The sequence below is a fragment of the Neisseria subflava genome (assembly GCF_024205745.1).
In the GTDB taxonomy this organism is placed as follows: Bacteria; Pseudomonadota; Gammaproteobacteria; order Burkholderiales; family Neisseriaceae; genus Neisseria; species Neisseria flavescens_B.
This window is the reverse complement of record NZ_CP073117.1, coordinates 2,184,536-2,201,157: the sequence shown is the minus strand read 5'-3', so window position 1 is coordinate 2,201,157 and position 16,622 is coordinate 2,184,536. Positions and strand designations below refer to the sequence as shown.

The 16,622-nt window shown below is 46.4% G+C and carries 18 protein-coding genes; 3 read left to right on the top strand and 15 right to left on the bottom strand.

Going from position 1 to position 16,622, the window contains the following annotated elements:
- Positions 1-31: 31 nt before the first annotated feature.
- A complete protein-coding gene (locus tag KCG55_RS10485) occupies positions 32-652 on the top strand; it encodes a Smr/MutS family protein (protein WP_254323000.1) in 621 nt (206 codons plus the stop codon).
- Between the two features lie 52 nt (positions 653-704).
- On the opposite strand, the gene KCG55_RS10480 is transcribed toward KCG55_RS10485, so the two are convergent.
- The 6 genes from KCG55_RS10480 to dnaB form a co-directional block, all read right to left on the bottom strand.
- On the bottom strand, positions 705-1,193 hold the full coding sequence (locus tag KCG55_RS10480; protein ID WP_254322999.1) for a PilX family type IV pilin: 489 nt from the start codon (positions 1,191-1,193) through the stop codon (positions 705-707).
- A gap of 4 nt (positions 1,194-1,197) precedes the next feature.
- The gene (locus tag KCG55_RS10475; protein WP_254322998.1) at positions 1,198-1,743 is read right to left on the bottom strand and encodes a pilus assembly PilX family protein; all 546 of its coding nucleotides are present in this window, start codon (positions 1,741-1,743) and stop codon (positions 1,198-1,200) included.
- The gene (locus tag KCG55_RS10470) at positions 1,722-2,657 is read right to left on the bottom strand and encodes a PilW family protein (protein WP_254322997.1); all 936 of its coding nucleotides are present in this window, start codon (positions 2,655-2,657) and stop codon (positions 1,722-1,724) included. The genes KCG55_RS10475 and KCG55_RS10470 overlap by 22 nt, the downstream gene beginning before the upstream one ends.
- Before the next feature lie 2 nt (positions 2,658-2,659).
- The gene (pilV, locus tag KCG55_RS10465; protein ID WP_254322996.1) at positions 2,660-3,310 is read right to left on the bottom strand and encodes a type IV pilus modification protein PilV; all 651 of its coding nucleotides are present in this window, start codon (positions 3,308-3,310) and stop codon (positions 2,660-2,662) included.
- A gap of 15 nt (positions 3,311-3,325) precedes the next feature.
- Positions 3,326-3,991: a GspH/FimT family pseudopilin gene (locus tag KCG55_RS10460; protein WP_254322995.1), complete on the bottom strand. Its 666-nt coding sequence runs from the start codon at positions 3,989-3,991 to the stop codon at positions 3,326-3,328.
- Between the two features lie 156 nt (positions 3,992-4,147).
- Entirely contained in the window at positions 4,148-5,554 is a 1,407-nt protein-coding gene (gene dnaB / locus KCG55_RS10455; RefSeq protein ID WP_036493702.1) for a replicative DNA helicase, read from the bottom strand.
- A gap of 154 nt (positions 5,555-5,708) precedes the next feature.
- Between dnaB and KCG55_RS10450 the strand changes: the two genes are divergently transcribed.
- Complete coding sequence (locus tag KCG55_RS10450; protein ID WP_254322994.1) at positions 5,709-6,290, top strand: superoxide dismutase; 582 nt, start codon at positions 5,709-5,711, stop codon at positions 6,288-6,290.
- 223 nt (positions 6,291-6,513) lie between these two features.
- On the top strand, positions 6,514-8,055 hold the full coding sequence (locus KCG55_RS10445) for an L-lactate MFS transporter (protein ID WP_254322993.1): 1,542 nt from the start codon (positions 6,514-6,516) through the stop codon (positions 8,053-8,055).
- Positions 8,056-8,220: 165 nt separating this feature from the next.
- On the opposite strand, the gene KCG55_RS10440 is transcribed toward KCG55_RS10445, so the two are convergent.
- From KCG55_RS10440 to KCG55_RS10400, 9 genes are all read right to left on the bottom strand, one after another.
- Entirely contained in the window at positions 8,221-9,228 is a 1,008-nt protein-coding gene (locus KCG55_RS10440) for an IS5 family transposase (RefSeq protein ID WP_254322992.1), read from the bottom strand.
- 107 nt (positions 9,229-9,335) lie between these two features.
- Positions 9,336-10,181, bottom strand: a complete 846-nt coding sequence (locus KCG55_RS10435; RefSeq protein WP_254322991.1) for a DUF817 domain-containing protein — start codon at positions 10,179-10,181, stop codon at positions 9,336-9,338.
- A gap of 33 nt (positions 10,182-10,214) precedes the next feature.
- Complete coding sequence (gene ispG, locus KCG55_RS10430) at positions 10,215-11,480, bottom strand: flavodoxin-dependent (E)-4-hydroxy-3-methylbut-2-enyl-diphosphate synthase (protein WP_254322990.1); 1,266 nt, start codon at positions 11,478-11,480, stop codon at positions 10,215-10,217.
- Position 11,481: 1 nt separating this feature from the next.
- The gene (locus tag KCG55_RS10425; protein ID WP_254322989.1) at positions 11,482-12,366 is read right to left on the bottom strand and encodes a helix-turn-helix domain-containing protein; all 885 of its coding nucleotides are present in this window, start codon (positions 12,364-12,366) and stop codon (positions 11,482-11,484) included.
- Entirely contained in the window at positions 12,367-13,122 is a 756-nt protein-coding gene (pilW, locus tag KCG55_RS10420) for a type IV pilus biogenesis/stability protein PilW (RefSeq protein ID WP_070748823.1), read from the bottom strand. It abuts the gene before it with no gap.
- A gap of 8 nt (positions 13,123-13,130) precedes the next feature.
- Positions 13,131-14,219 (bottom strand): 23S rRNA (adenine(2503)-C(2))-methyltransferase RlmN, encoded by a 1,089-nt coding sequence (rlmN, locus tag KCG55_RS10415; RefSeq protein WP_003683577.1) that lies wholly within the window; start codon positions 14,217-14,219, stop codon positions 13,131-13,133.
- A gap of 168 nt (positions 14,220-14,387) precedes the next feature.
- Positions 14,388-14,813 (bottom strand): nucleoside-diphosphate kinase, encoded by a 426-nt coding sequence (ndk, locus tag KCG55_RS10410; protein WP_063075507.1) that lies wholly within the window; start codon positions 14,811-14,813, stop codon positions 14,388-14,390.
- 94 nt (positions 14,814-14,907) lie between these two features.
- On the bottom strand, positions 14,908-16,044 hold the full coding sequence (zapE, locus tag KCG55_RS10405; protein ID WP_254322988.1) for a cell division protein ZapE: 1,137 nt from the start codon (positions 16,042-16,044) through the stop codon (positions 14,908-14,910).
- A 260-nt stretch (positions 16,045-16,304) separates the two neighbouring features.
- Positions 16,305-16,619 (bottom strand): integration host factor subunit beta, encoded by a 315-nt coding sequence (locus KCG55_RS10400; RefSeq protein ID WP_003678992.1) that lies wholly within the window; start codon positions 16,617-16,619, stop codon positions 16,305-16,307.
- Positions 16,620-16,622: the final 3 nt, after the last annotated feature.

Below are 16,622 nucleotides of genomic sequence, written 5' to 3'. Positions count from 1 at the left end.
GGTGCAATCAATTTTTGGGAAAGGACAAACCATGACGGCAAACTTTCAAGAAATGCTGAAGGCTTTGGGCAAACAGGCGAAAAAGGAAGCCGCGGAGCGGGAAGCCGAAGCGAAGGCTAAAAAGCAGGTAGAGGATGTGGATTTCAGCAAGGCGGTTGGTAAGGTTACGCCATTAAAAAATGCGGGTAACTATTATGAACAGCCCCGTGATAAATCTCCGATTAAGCCGCGACCTAAAGAAATAGTGACTTTGGAGCAGGAAGATTATTTTTATGTGGGCAGCGGCGGCTGGGAAGAACCGCCAGCTTCGTTCAGTAAAAACGGGCAAGGTAAAAATGATTTGATGCGTTTGCGAAACGGCCATTATCCTGTTGTCGCGGATGTGGATTTGCATGGCTATACGCAGGAAGAAGCGCAGCAGGTATTGAACGAGTTTATTGAGTTTACGAAAAAACGCGGTGTTTGCGGCGAGATTGTCCACGGCAGCGGCTTGGGTTCCGCAGGCTATAAACCGGTTTTGAAAAATATGACGCGCCGCTGGTTGATGCAGCATCCTGATGTGTTGGCTTATGTCGAGCCTCGACAAGGCAATGATGGCGCAGTCAGGATTTTGTTGAAACGCCAACGCCGAGACGATGATTGGAAACAGTAAAATAAAAAAAGCAGTGTCGATAAAATAACACTGCTTTTTTATGGTTGTCAGACTAAGAAGATTTCTTTTTGGAAACCGATTCGCAACCTTTGCCATTGGTCATTGTAGTTTTGGAATCTTTGGCAGAATCAATATCAGTACATTTGTAAGCATTGCCCAAACTATCCATCCAAACGGAAAGGGTATAGCCTGTTTTTGTGGGAATGGCTTTCAAACGATAAGCTCGGCTTTTATTGGTATCAATCATTTCAGCAGAGTATTTGTATTTGTCTGCCAAATCTTTATGGCCTTTGTATGAGGAAATAAAGTCATCCAACTGAGTTTTAATCTCATCAGTTTTCCACTTTGGATTTTTAACCATCTGGTTTTTAAAAGCAGAATTGATGGCGACTAACTCGGCATGCGCTTGTGATTGGTAGCCGCGTTCAATGTAGCGGTTGTAAGACGGAATGGCAATGACGCTCAGGATGGCTAAGATGGCGATGGCAATCATCATCTCAACCAGTGTAAAGCCTAGTTGTTTGGTAGAGGTGGTATTCATTATATTATTCGCTGGCAACGTAAGACTGAAGAACGACTTGGGTATTGGCATTCTTACCCCATGCCTTGGCAGTAACGCGATAGGTAATTCGACCCTCTGTCGTTTTACCCAAATATTCGATGATGTAGCGTGGATTATTTACGATGCCGCTTTTTTTATCTAAAGGATATTCCGTACCATTGGCGTCAATACACAGGCTTTTGTCGCATTTGCGCTTCCAAGCATCTACGGTTGGGTTGCCTTCTTCAGTAAAATCGCCATTGGATTTGACGTTTGGTGTGGAACATAAACCTTTTTCACATTTTGCGGTAAAAGTAGTCTTTTTACCTTCAATATCAAAAATTTGATTTTCACCTTCACGCAGTGCCGCTTCGGCTAGGGTGGTTGCCAGTTTACGGTCGGCATCATTGGTGCTGATACGCTGTTCGGTATTATAGGACTGGGTGGCTGTGACCACGAGCAGTGCGATGACGACCATTATCATTAAGACGATAAACAAAGCATAGCCTTGCTGCCGGTCAGGTTTGTTTAGAGTGATCGGTCGGCGCATACGTTTCCTCCGCGAATGGTGACATTAATATTATAGATATCGACTTTATTGTCTTGTTCTTTTGATGGGTCAATACTGCCGTTATTCAGTACGATTTGGATAGAAGCCGGAGACTTAGCCTCAGCTGAGATATCCAATGCGTTTTTGTAATCAAATGATTCTGTATTTACTCCGCTGGCAGATGCATTTTCAGAATCAGGACATTCTGCATAGATATAGTGGATATCCATGGTTGTAATGCCTTTAATCAACAGCTGCGGATTACTCCATGAGCCATCATTTGATAATTGGAAACGGAACAAACCGCTCTCTTCGCCAAGTTTACCGACAGCGTAGGCAATCATTTCATGTTTCATGATGGCAATACTGCCGTCTTGATCAGAGTCGGTAATTTTTAAAGCCAATTTTGCCGCAGCCAAATCTTTAATTTCTGTGTGAGGTTTGGCAATGCCGAAGCAGCTGCTGGCAATGGCAGTTTTTGCAGCAGAGTCTGCTTTGTCGATACCGTATTGGAACAGCAGGGCTTTGCCAGTTTGAGTAAAGCCGGTATAGCTTAATTTATTGATTTCTTTAATCGGTAACAGCTTATTAACACCGGCTGTTTTCAAGGCATATTCATCTGAGCTTTTGTCTTCTATCACTGCAGAGGCAGGAGAATTCGACATATTGAAGCAGCCGAAATTACCTGCCATACGCGCATCGCGCACAATCATATTGGCGGCGTTGCGCAAATCTTGTTGGATACCGATACGGGTGTTGGCAGATTTGTTTAATCCGCGTGCAGTAAAGTAGGTGGAGCTGACAGCCATTAAGACGATCATACTGAGTAGGCTGGCAACCAGAAATTCAAGGATGCTGAAGCCTCGAATGGCGGTTTTATTGGGAATATGGTTGAGTAAGCGTTTATTGTTCATTGTTAGTCTCTTACGCGTGATTGGTAGGTATAGACAACGTGATGCCCCGATGTGTTGAGATTTTTTGCGCTATTTTCTTCTTCAACATCTTGCAACCATAAAACTTTCACGATGGTTGTATCGCCTTTGCCATCGCATTTTGCGTTAAACCTATTTTCTTCGAAAGTCGGCTCTGCGCCGGAAGAATCTTTGCAGATGGTCGAGAAGACTTGGGCTTCGGGAAGGGCTTTAGCTAAATCGGCTTTAAACTGTGCAATTTGAGCCTGTGCAAGTTGGGTTTTGGTCATTTTGGCTTCAAATTTTGCAGTTTGTTTAGAGTCGGATTTTAGGTAGGCATCATAGGATTTTTTATAACGGGAGGTTTTTTCCCCTGTAGTATCGGTTTCTTCAGAAAGCGTCGGATTAATGAGCATGCCTTCAATCAGATTTTGTGTAATTTGGGCGACTGTGGTTTGATTTTCAGACTCACGTACGTTGGATACGGTACGCAATTGAACAGCCAGCAGGGCGAGTACGCCGATAGCAAGGACAAACATGGCAATCAAAACTTCAATCAGGGTCATACCTGATTGAAGTTTTGGGGTAAAGCTTGTTGAGCTCGTTTTCAGACGGCCTTTAAATGATCTGAGATGAGTAGGATTAGTAATGTTCATAAGATACCGTTGTTATTATTTGGAAGTGTATTCGCACATTTTGCGCTCATCGTTTTTAGCACAGATTTCGACATGCCCATTGCCATTGATTAAAAGTACGGTAGCACGGGCTTTCTTGGTTTCAGCATCTGCAGCGGATTTATCTGTTAGGCTGATTTTGATGTGGCCGTCTGAAAATTGATAATTCTTGCCATCAGTTGAATGGCCAAATGTACCATTGGGAAGGAATCTCCACCATACTTCTTTTGAAGCTGAAGCAGAGAGGGCAGAACGGTCATTGCCGATAGGGATATAGTTGAAGCGGTATTCCACTTTGTCGGTATCTCCATTAAGGATAATGGAGCGGATGGATAAATCGACTGTGTCGTTTTGATAGCGTAAGTCTTCGTTTTTATCGGCGTAGGCCAACATACCATTACCGGCATATTTGGAATCGCAACCATTATTGGGTGAACCATCGGATTTAATTTTAACCGGGCAGATGTAAACGGGAAGATTGAGACGGACGGCCTCATTACGAGCGAAGCGCAGCAGATTGGCAATTTGCTCTGCTTGCGATGCTACACGTCTGGAGGCAATCCATTGATTCATATTGGGAAGTGCGATGACGGCCATTACTGCTGCAATAGTAATGACGATCAGCAACTCAATTAGGGTGAAGCCTTTTTGTGTCTGATACATGAGTGATTTTTGGTAGTAATGTGTTGGGTAACTGACGTTTTCGCTTTTGCATTTGCTCGTGGCAATGCTTTTGCTTTTATTAGATTTATTTTAAACGATTTTGTAATGCGTGACTAATGAAATATGAAATTCGGTTAGTTTTTAAGACAATCTGTCTCAATCTTCCATCAACATAGATTCTGGAACATAAGCAGCATTATCAAATTTGGTAAATTGACCCATCCAAGTGAGGAATACTTTCCCGACTGGACCGTTACGGTGTTTGCCGATAATACATTCCGCCAAGCCTTTTGCGGGTGATTCTGAGTTGTAGTATTCGTCGCGATACATGAACATAATCAAGTCGGCATCTTGTTCGATTGCGCCGGATTCACGCAAGTCGGACATCATCGGGCGTTTGTCGGTACGCTGTTCAACGGTACGGCTCAACTGCGACAGGGCAATGACGGGAACTTGCAACTCTTTAGCCAATGCTTTGAGGGAGCGGGAAATTTCGCCAAGCTCGGAAGCGCGGTTGTCAGAACGGCCGGAGCCTGACATCAATTGCAGGTAGTCGATGACGATCAAGCCCAATTTGCCGTTGAACTGGCGCGCAAGACGGCGGGCGCGGGCGCGCAGTTCGAGCGCGGTCAAACCCGGAGTTTCATCGATATACATGGGTGCATCGGAGAGTTTAACGACCGCTTCGTTCAGACGGCCCCAGTGTTCGTCTTGTAATCTGCCAGTTTTTAAGACGCTTTGGTCCAAACGTCCGACTGAGCCCAGCATACGCATGACCAGCTGTGCACCGCCCATCTCCATAGAGAATACGGCGACAGGTAATTTGTTTTCTACGGCAACGTGTTCTGCGATGTTGATGGAAAAAGCGGTTTTACCCATGGAAGGACGGCCTGCGACGATGATCAAATCGCCCGGCTGGAGGCCTGATGTTTTTTTATCAAGGTCGATAAAACCTGTTGATATGCCGGTTACTTCATCAGGATTGTCACGCGAATAAAGCATATCGATGCGCTCGACCACTTCTTTCAAAAGGTCGGGCATCTCAAGGAAGCCTTGTTTGGATTTGGCGGTACTTTCGGCGATTTGGAATACTTTGTTTTCCGCCTCGTCCAAAAGCTGGCCTGCATCGCGCCCTTGCGGATTGTATGCGCTGCGTGCAATTTCCGTACCGACTTCGGCAAGCTGGCGCATGATGGAACGTTCGCGCACGATTTCGGCGTAGCGGCGGATATTGGCAGCAGACGGCGTGTTTTGCGCCAGCGTAATCAGATAGTTGAATCCGCCTGCCGCTTCCAATTCTTCATTGCGTTCCAAACTTTCTTGAACGGTAATGACGTCGGCAGGACGGCTTTCATTAATCAGATTGGCAATCGCACGAAAAATCAGGCGGTGTTCGTGTCGGTAGAAATCCTCGCCGGAAACAACATCGGCAATACGGTCCCAAGCAGAATTTTCCAGCATCAGGCCGCCTAAGACGGATTGCTCCGCTTCTGTGGAATGTGGTGGCAGTGACAATGCGCTGATTTCACGGTCTTCAGACGGCATATCGGAATAATTGCTCATGACGGGCATCTCTGGCTGGAAAATTGCAATCCACTATTATAGCGCAGTGTAAGTTCAATTGGTTTGTTTAGGCTAAAGCAGGTAAAATAGCCATGTTGTCGATTTGACAACACACACTACCAAAATATAAATATCAATAATTAGGAGCATAAAAATGGAACACAAGCTGCCACAATTGCCTTATGAACTGGATGCGTTGTCCCCTCATCTGACCAAAGAAACTTTGGAGTTTCACTACGGCAAACACCATCAAACTTACATCACCAATTTGAACAATCAAATCAAAGGCACTGAGTTTGAAGAAATGCCTTTGGAAGAAATCGTGAAAAAATCTTCCGGCGGTATGTTCAACAACGCTGCCCAAACTTGGAACCACACTTTCTACTGGCTGGGCTTTACCCCTAAAGGCCAAGGCAAACCTGCCGGCGAATTGGCTGCGGCCATCGACGCCAAATGGGGCAGCTTCGAGAAATTCCAAGAAGCGTTCAATGCTTGCGCGGCCGGTACTTTCGGCTCAGGTTGGGCATGGTTGGTGAAAACGCCTGCCGGTGAATTGGATCTGGTTTCTACTTCCAATGCAGATACTCCGCTGACTACTGAAAATACGCCGCTGTTGACTTGCGACGTATGGGAACACGCCTACTACATCGACTACCGCAACAGCCGCCCTAACTACCTGAAAGGTTTCTGGGAAATCGTTAACTGGGATGAAGTTGCCAAACGCTTCGCCGCATAAAACGATATGAATGAAAAGGTCGTCTGAAAAATTTTCAGACGGCCTTTTTGTTGATATTGGCGTGAAGAAAAGGTTTAGATGAATGTTTTTTCTGTTTGATGCGCAAAATTATCATGGAGCAGAAAAAAGGATAAACGGGAGATTATGCTAAAATATTGTCAACAATTTTTTGATTCCGCATGATATGGAATCAGCGTTTGACACACATACACAAGAGGATTTTATGAAATTTCTAGACCGTGAGGCGACCATTGCCAAACCCGGCTTTAATCGTTGGCTGGTACCGCCTGCCGCTTTGGCCGTGCATCTTGCCATCGGGCAGATATATGCTTATTCCGTATTCAATGCGCCGCTGACCAAGCTTATCGGTATCACTGAGTCGGCTGCAGGAGATTGGAAGCTGACCACGGTCGGTTGGATTTTCAGTATTGCCTTGGCGATGTTGGGCGCGTCAGCGGCCATGTTCGGTACATGGATGGAACGCGTTGGGCCACGTAAGGCGATGTTTGTTGCTGCCTGCTGCTTTAGCTTGGGCTTTTTTGTGTCGGCGATCGGCGTTCATACGCACAATCTGTTTTTGCTTTATTTGGGCAACGGTGTGATTGGCGGGGTCGGTTTGGGCTTGGGCTATATCGGGCCTGTATCGACGCTGATGAAATGGTTTCCCGATAAACCGGGTATGGCGACAGGTTTGGCGATTATGGGTTTTGGCGGCGGCGCGATGTTGGCCTCGCCTTTATCTGTGTCGCTGATGAGTTTTTTCTCCAGTGAAACTTCGGTTGGCGTAGTACAGACGTTTGTTGTTTTGGGCATTTTTTATTTGGTATTGATGATGTTTGGTGCATTTACCATCCGGATACCTGCCGATGGTTGGAAACCTAAGGGTTATGTTGCGCCGAAAATCAAAAATAAATTGGTCAGCAGTAATCACGTCAATGTTTCCGAAGCCATGAAGACGCCACAATTTTGGCTCTTGTTTTGGGTGTTGTGCTTGAATGTGACGGCAGGTATCGGCGTTTTGGGTCAGGCTTCCGTCATGATTCAGGAGCTGTTTTCTGAAGCTTCTGTCGGTAAACAGGCTGCCATTGGCGCAGGTGCGGCGGCGGGTTTTGTGAGTCTGTTGAGCCTGTTTAATATGGGCGGCCGCTTTTTGTGGTCCAGCGTGTCCGACAAAATCGGGCGTAAAAATACATATACTATTTTCTTTGTGCTCGGTTCGCTGTTGTATTTCGCCATTCCGTCGATTGGCGCGAGCGGTAACAAGGCTTTGTTTGTTATTGGATTTTGCGTCATCATTTCCATGTATGGCGGCGGTTTCGCAGCGATTCCGGCGTATTTGAAGGATTTGTTCGGCACTTATCAAGTCGGTGCAATCCATGGCAGGATTTTGCTGGCATGGTCAACTGCGGCCGTTATTGGCCCTGTGTTGGTCAACTATATCCGCCAAAGCCAAATTGAAAGCGGCGTTCCGGCTGCCGAGGCTTATAGCATTACCATGTACATCATGGCAGGTTTGTTGATTGTCGGTTTGTTGTGTAATTTGAGTGTCCGTTCGGTTCACGAAAAGTATCACGAGAAGGACATTAAGGTCGCGGCACATAGCGGCAACCCCGATGATGAAACTGCTGTATCCGATGCCTATCTGATCAGCAAGAAAGTATCAGCGGGCGGTATCGGCGTATGGTGGCGATGGGCTTTGGTCTGCATTCCTTTGGGCTATGGCGTCATTATGGTGTTTGTTAAAGCCTTAAGTTTGTTTAATTGATTACTGAAAATTAAAGGCCGAGACCTTTGCAAAATTCCTTTTCCCCAACGGCCGAAACCTAAACACAGGTTTTCGGCTGTTTTTTATTTCAAATATCCACTGATTCTAACCAAATACCCCCTTAATCCCTCTTGGATACCTGATAATCAGGCATCCGGCCGCCTTTTAGGCAGCTGCAGGCGCACTTAGTCTGTTGGCGGCTTTTAAAAGGTTCAAACACATCGCCTTCAGATGGCTTTGCGCACTCACTTTGCTCAGTCCGAAGTAGGCTGCCCGCGCATAGCGGAATTTACGGTGCAGCGTACCGAAGCTTTGTTCGACCACATAACGGGTCTTCGACAAATATCGGTTGCGTTTGGTTTGCGCTTCCGACAGCGGATGTTTGCGGTGGGCTTTGCGCATAATGCCGTCCAGTAACCGATGCTCTTCCAGATGTTGTCGGTTTTCCTCACTGTCATAGCCTTTGTCGGCATAGACGGTTGTACCTTTGGGCAAGCCTTCCAACAAAGGCGACAGATGTTTGCACTCATGGGCATTGGCGGGGGTAATATGCAGTTTCTCGATATAGCCTTCCGCATCGGTGCGGGTATGTTGTTTGTAACCGAGTCTGTAGAGGCCGTTTTTCTTTATCCAACGGGCATCTTTGTCTTTACTCGGTGTAGTTTGGCCTCTGACTTGTCCTTCCTCATCAACTTCTATGGCCTGGCGCTGTTTGCTGCCGGCGGTCTGAATAATGGTGGCGTCAACGACGGCGGCGGATGCTTTCTCTACTTTTAGGCCTTTTTCGGTCAGTTGGCGGTTAATCAGTTCCAATAATTCGGACAGGGTGTCGTCTTGCGCCAGCCAGTTGCGGTAGCGGCATAAGGTGCTGTAATCGGGGATACTCAGTTCGTCAAAACGGCAAAACAGGTTGAAGTCGATACGGGTGATGAGGCTGTGTTCGAGTTTGGGATCGGATAGGCTGTGCCATTGTCCGAGCAGGACGGCTTTGAACATAGATAGCAGGGGATAGGCGGGACGACCACGGTGGTCCCGGACGTAACGGGTTCTTTGATGATTCAGGTATTGTTCGATCGGTTGCCAATCAATCACCTGATCCAACTTCAATAGAGGGAAACGGTCGATGTGTTTGGCAATCATGGCTTGGGCGGTTTGCTGAAAGAAGGTGCTCATGAGAAATCCCCTAAATGTCTTGGTGGGAATTTAGGGGATTTTGGGGAATTTTGCAAAGGTCTCAGGCCGTCTGAAAGTTTCAGACGGCCTTTTCAAATGTTAAACAATTAATCTTTTGATACGCTGATGGTATGTTTGATGTGTTTTAAATTCGCAACGATGGTAAAAGTCATCATCACCAGTAATGCCCATGAACTCCATTTGCTGATGTGTACCGATGCCCACGCGCCGATTTGGTTTGGATAGCGCCAAACGCCGAATAGGGTTCCCAAATTTTCCGCCAGCCAAATAAAAAATCCAATCAGGACGAAAGCGAGCAGGAGCGGCATTCTGCGAGTGGTGTCATAGGGCGTATATAAGACCGTTGTCCGGGCGTATAGGCCGAGAGCAAAAGCAGCGAGATACCAGCGATAGTCGCCGATATAATGATGGGTGAAGAAATTGATATAAATTGCCAGTGCGCACAAAGTGCCCAACCAATACGGCGGATGGCTTTTGATTTTGAGGTCAAACAGCCGCCATGCTTGAATAATATAGCTGCCGACCGCAGCATACATAAAGCCCGCAAACAGCGGTACGCCGCCAATTTTGGTATAAGCCTCATCCGGATAGCTCCAAGATTGGATATCACCTGATGTCTTGAACCACTCTAAAGCAAAGCCCACCAAGTGAAACAGCGTAATCGATTTCACTTCATCCCAAGTTTCCAGCTTGAAATACAGCATGGCTGCTTGTACGGAGACAGCAAAAATCAGCAGCAGATCGTAGCGCGAAATTCCCAACCAGCCTGTTTTCGGAACGAGGAACATGGCAATGAAAAACAAGCCTGCAAATAAGCAGGCTCGCGCTTCTTTCAAACCGAAAAACCAAAATTCAACGATAAAGCGTCGCCAACCATGCAAATCCTTGCGTTTGGGATGCTCAGTCAGCCAAGTATCCAGTTTGCCCAACATATTTTCAGACGGTCTCTTTATCTTAAAAATGTTTTAGGCAGATTGAATCGGAATGACACGGTTTTGCTTACGTTTTGCGCCACCCTCGCAGTAGTTGGTTTTGACATAATCTTCAACGATTTGTAAAAACTCGGCAGCGATATTGTCGCCTTTGAGGGTAACTTTCCGTTCGCCGTCTACATAAACCGGCGCAACCGGAGTTTCGCCTGTACCTGGCAGGCTGATACCGATATCGGCAAGCTTGCTTTCGCCCGGACCATTTACCACGCAACCCATCACGGCGACGTTCAATGATTCAACGCCTGGATATTCAGTGCGCCAAACAGTCATTTTTTGGCGTAAATAGTTTTGTACGTCTTGGGCCAACTCTTGGAATACGGTACTGGTGGTACGGCCGCAACCCGGGCAGGCTGTAACCATTGGCGTAAAGGAGTGCAAGCCCATGGTTTGCAGGATTTCTTGACCGACAATGACTTCTTGTGTGCGTGGGGAGCCGGGTTCGGGCGTAAGGGAAATTCGAATGGTGTCGCCGATGCCTTCTTGCAACAATACTGCCAAAGCTGCGGTGGAGGCCACAATGCCCTTGCTGCCCATGCCTGCCTCAGTCAGACCGAGATGGAGCGGGTAACGGCAACGGCTGCCTAATTCGCGGTAAACCTGAATCAAGTCTTGTACGGCGCTGACCTTGCACGACAAAATGATTTTGTCTTCAGGCAAGCCCAAAGCCACGGCTTTTTCTGCCGATTCCAGCGCAGAAACAATCAAAGCCTCTTTCATGATTTCTTCAGGCGGCTTCGGTGTAGCAGAAGCTAAGTTGGCATCCATCATGCGCTTGGCAAGGCTTTGATCAAGCGAACCCCAGTTCACACCGATTCGTACGGCTTTATTATTTTCTGAGGCAGTACGAATCATAAAGGCAAATTTTTCATCACCTTTTGCACCTTTGCCGACATTGCCCGGGTTAATCCGATATTTGGCCAAGGCTTTGCCGCACTCAGGAAATTCAGCCAATAAGCGTTCGCCATTAAAATGGAAATCACCAATCAGGGGAGTGGTGTAGCCCATATCGTCTAATCGGCTGCGGATTTCAGCTACTTTGGAAGCTGCTTCAGGAGTATTGACCGTGATGCGGACCATTTCCGAGCCGGCATCGCTCAATTCTTTGACCTGTTGGGCAGTTGCTGCGGCATCTGCCGTATCCGTATTGGTCATGGATTGAACAAGAACGGGCGCATCGGAGCCGATAATGAGGTGGTCAATTTTGACTTGATGTGTCTGACGGCGTTTAGGTGTGGTCATTTTAGTTTTTTCCTGCAATAAAAGAGGCGGATTTTTCACCGGCAACACGGTATTTCAAAGGTTCGATAGGTGTGCCGCCGTAATTGGCTTCCGAGCCGGCTGCAATACCGATCCAAACATTGTAGGGTGCGCCGCCTCTCAGACGTTGTTCGCTTCCGGCAGGAACGATACGGCTGAATACTACTTTTCCATCTTTGTCTGTAATAATCAGATTGCTTCGGTATTGGACTTTAATCCAAAGTTCGTCTTTCTCAACTTTGACGGCAGGTTTCTCTTCTTGTGCTACGGCAGAAGCCTCAGAAGCAGCTTGATCATTAGCCACTTCAGGCTTATTGGTAATTTCTTTTTTGCCGTCTTCCGTCATTTCGCTAACGGCAACATTATCCGTTTTTAAGGCGGGCGTTTTCATCGTATCAGCAACATCTTTGCTGTTTTGAATATTTGCCTGTTCGTTTTCAAAACTGGATTTGCTTTGCCAAAAGTAAACGCCGCCTACAGCCAAAGCCAGTGCGGCTATCCCCAATATCCATTTTGGGAAGCCTTGCTTTTCAGTGTCTTGGTAGCTTAAGCCGGTGTTGGCGCTGCGTATTACCGCGTATACATGGTCTTCAAGTTGCGGAGTAATGGAGAGTAAATGTTTGGCGATGGTTTGTTCATCGATTTTCAAAAATCGTGCATATGAACGCAGATAGCCTGAAACAAAGACTAAACCGGGAAAGCCTGAATATTCCCCTTTTTCCAAAGCATCAATTTGTTCGGCAGACAGTTTCAAACGTGAAGCAACATCTTGAATATCGATTTTGGCATCAGTTCTGTGTTTGCGTAATTCATCCCCCAATGTTTTGGCGGCTTGTGCGTCGTAGTTGATTTTATCGTTATTTTCCATTTAGTGGCCTGTTGTGACGGTTTGTAGTTCGTCTGAATAAGGGAAGTTTGCCCTAAGTTGGGCTTCGTATTCGTATGCGGCGTGTTTATTGCCCAAGGCGGTAGCCAAACGCCAGCCTAAAAGCAAATCGTCAGCCTGCAGGACATCAACTTTGCTTTGGTATTGGCGGAAATAATAGTCGGCATCGTTCAGATTGCCTGCCATCATTTTGGTTCGGGCAAGTTCTTTGAAAGCAGGGAAGAATTGCGGATTCGCTGCTAAAGACCTTTCCAAATAGGCTTGGGCTAAAGAGTATTGGCCTAACCTTGCACTGCAAATGCCTTTATTCATATTGGCAATAAAGGGGCTTGGGTAGGTTGGGTCGGCCAGTGCTTTGTCAAAATAAGCCAAAGATTCTGCTGGTGCATTCATTTGATTGCACAAGAACCAACCGTAGTTGTTGTTGACTTCCGCGCTATCAGGTTTTAAAGACAATGCTTTAAGAAAGCTTTCCTGAGCTTTATCTTTGACTTTCAAATACTGATAAATCTCGGCGCGTACCAACCAAGCAAGGTCATTTTTTGAATTGAACTTAAGCGCCTCTTCGATACTTTCAGTAGCTTGGCGGTAGTTTTGGCCACGCATATATTCCACAGCCAGTTGGGTTTTGATATTAGAAACTTGAATGGCGCGTTCTTTAGGGCTTGGACCGGAAGAGGAAGCGCAGGCTGAAAGAGTCAGTGCGGTAAGTAAAGCGAATCCGAACTTGATTTTCATAATTAACCTTATTGTTCGACCAAAATCTGTTGCCATTTTTGTTGGCGGCGTGTTTTATCTTGTACTTGTCCGGCCAGTTGTCCGCAAGCGGCATCGATATCGTCGCCGCGGGTTTTGCGGACAGTAACGACAAAGCCGGCTTGTTGCAGAATATCGCGGAAGACACGGATATTTTCATTAGTAGAACGTTCGTAGCCGGAATTTGGGAAAGGATTGAACGGAATCAGATTGAATTTGCAGGGTACGTCTTTAACCAACTCAATCAATTCACGCGCATGTTGTGCTTTATCGTTGATGCCGTCGAGCATAACGTATTCAAAGGTAATAAAGTCACGGGGTGCTTTGACCAGATAACGTTGACAGGCCGCCATCAATTCTTTAAGCGGGTATTTTTTGTTGAGTGGAACAATTTGATCGCGCACTTCATCGTTGGATGCGTGTAAAGATACAGCCAAAGCAACAGGCATTGCATCACGCAGTCTGTCCATTTGCGGAACCATGCCCGAAGTGGAAACAGTCACACGGCGGCGGCTTAAGCCGTAGCCGTGATCATCCAGCATAATGCTCAAAGCGGTAACAACATTATCAAAGTTTGCCATGGGTTCGCCCATACCCATCATCACTACGTTGGAGATAACGCGTTCGTTTTTAGGGGTAACGCCCATGGCTTTATTGGCCCACCAAAGCTGGCCGATGATTTCAGCGGCAGTCAGGTTGCGGTTGAAACCTTGTCGTCCGGTAGAGCAGAAGGTGCATTCCAATGCGCAACCTACTTGGGAAGAGATACACAAAGTACCGCGTTCGGCTTCGGGAATGAAGACGGTTTCTACACCGTTGCCCGTGCCGACATCCAGCAACCATTTGCGTGTACCATCCGTAGATTCTTGTGCCATCATTAATTTAGGCACTTCGATTGTGGCTTGTTCATTCAACTTGGCACGTAATGATTTGGCTAAGTCAGTCATTTCTTCAAAGTTTTGTGCACCGGCTTGATGCATCCAACGCATTACTTGCTTGGCACGAAAAGGTTTTTCGCCCATTTCGGCAAAGTGTTGCGTCAGTCCGTTTAAATCGTAATTCAGTAGATTGGTTTTCATGTATTTTTATGTTTCTCAGTAAAGCTTTTAAAGCAAAGAGGCTTATTTGGCAGCTTTGCTTTAAAAGCCTTTGGATTTTCAGACGGCCTTTTATTTGTAGGACATACAAAGCAGTTTTGCCGTCCGATATGAATCGGACGGCCGTAAAGCGGCTACAGGCTTTTATTCTTAGCGTGGGCAGATTTCGCTTTGGCTGAAGAAGTAAGCAATTTCAATCGCAGCATTTTCAACGCTGTCAGAACCATGTACGGCATTAACACTGACAGATTCTGCAAAGTCGGCACGGATTGTACCCGGAGCTGCATCGGCTGGATTGGTTGCACCCATCAATTCGCGATTTTTGGCAACGGCGTTTTCACCTTCTAATACTTGAATCATGACAGGGTTGCGAGTCATGAATTTAACCAAATCTTCATAAAAAGGGCGGCCTTTGTGTACGGCATAAAATTCTTTTGCTTCACGCTCAGAGAGATGTTTCATTTTTGCCGCAATAATGCGCAAGCCGTTTTCTTCAAAGCGGCTGTAAATCTTGCCGATGACGTTTTTTTCTACTGCATCGGGTTTGATGATTGAAATCGTACGTTCGATGGCCATGTTATGTCCTTGTTTTTATTGAAAGGTGGGGTATCGTAGCCAAGAGGCGAGGGAAGTGTATTCTACCAAATTTCGCCCCTTTTTGGGAAAGGCATTATTTGCTTAAAGTCAGGTGTGGTTGTTCCAAATAGACTTCGGATTGCATTTCGATCATACGGCTGGCTGTACGGGTAAATTCTTCGGCAAAATCGCCTTCGACGTAAATATCGTTTACGCCAACTGCGCTGGTAGCGCACAGCTTCACACGGAAATCGTATAAAACGTCAATTAACCATGTCAGGCGACGTGCTTCTGCTTTTTCTTGAGGGGTTAAGCGTTCTAATCCTGAAAGGAAAACCATCTCGTAATGTTCGGCTAAATACAGATAGTCAGCTTGTGAGCGCGGGCCAAAACATAATGTGCGGAAATCAAACCAGATGGCGCGTTCTGACTGGGCTTTATGGGGAATTTCCCGTCCATGAATAATGCTGATACCTGGGTTTAATTCAGAGATTCCGCTCATTTCCTTAAATAAAGCGGCGAGTTTTTGCTCGTTTTCTTCATTATTGGGGACAAAGAAAATTTCGGCAGGACGCAGCGTACGCAAGCGGTAATCTTCGCCGCCATCCACATTTAAAACGGTCAGGTTGGACTCGATAAGGGCGATGGTTGGTAGAAAACTGCTGCGGTTTTGGCCTTGAGGATAGAGTTCGGATGGGGCGTAGTTGGAAGTGGCTACCAAGACTACACCTTCACTCAACAGGTTTTCCAGCAAGCGACCCAAAATCATGGCATCTGCAATATCGCTGACGTGAAACTCGTCAAAACACAAAACTCGTGTTTCTTTGGCAATTTCTGTTGCAACAGCTTTTAAAGGATTGGCTTCGCTTTTCAAGACCTTAAGGCGTTGATGGATTTCAGCCATGAAGGCATGGAAATGCACGCGACGCTTACGACGATAGGGGAGACAGCCGAAAAAAGCATCCATCAAAAAGCTTTTACCGCGTCCTACGCCGCCATAAAAATAGAGCCCTTTAGGTACTTGGGGGGAACGCAAGCTACGGCCTAGAAAACGGTTGCGTTTGCGTTTGAACATCATCAGCTCGGTCCACAAACGATCCAAATATTCAATGGCTCGCGCTTGTGCTTCGTCGCGGATAAAGTTGGGTTGTTCGGCTGCAGCTTGATACCAAGTCAATGGGCTGTGGTTTTCAAATGGAGGTGGTGTGAATAGTTGGTCTCTATTGCTCATGTGTAACCTTTATTATGCTTTACTGGCGATAGTTGAAACATCATCCGCAATAGTTTGGATAGTAGTTGGAATGATGTTTTCATTACAGAATAGTCGGTCTATTATAAATGATTTCAGACGGCCTGCGTTTTTTGCAAAAGCATTGTAGTAAATATAGTTGAAATAGTGTGCGATTAAGGTATGCGTGAAAAGAGCCGGCTTTAGTATTTCTTGCGAAAACAAAAAAACGCCGCATTTCTGCGGCGTTTTGCTACTAAGTATTAATGAGCACTTTCTTGCAATGCCAAGTCTACACGCTCACGCAACTCTTTACCCGGTTTGAAGTGAGGAACATGCTTTTCAGGCACTTCTACACGTTCGCCGGTTTTCGGGTTGCGCCCAATACGGGCAGGGCGGTGGTTCAAGTCGAAGCTGCCGAAGCCGCGGATTTCGATACGTTGTCCACGAGCCAGTGAGCGGGTCATGGTATCAACCAAGACTTTTACACTGTATTCGACATCTTTAGCCAGCAGTTGGTTGCCATTTTTTTCGGCAAACACTTCTGCAAGGCGAACCATCAATTCAGACTTCGTCATGTC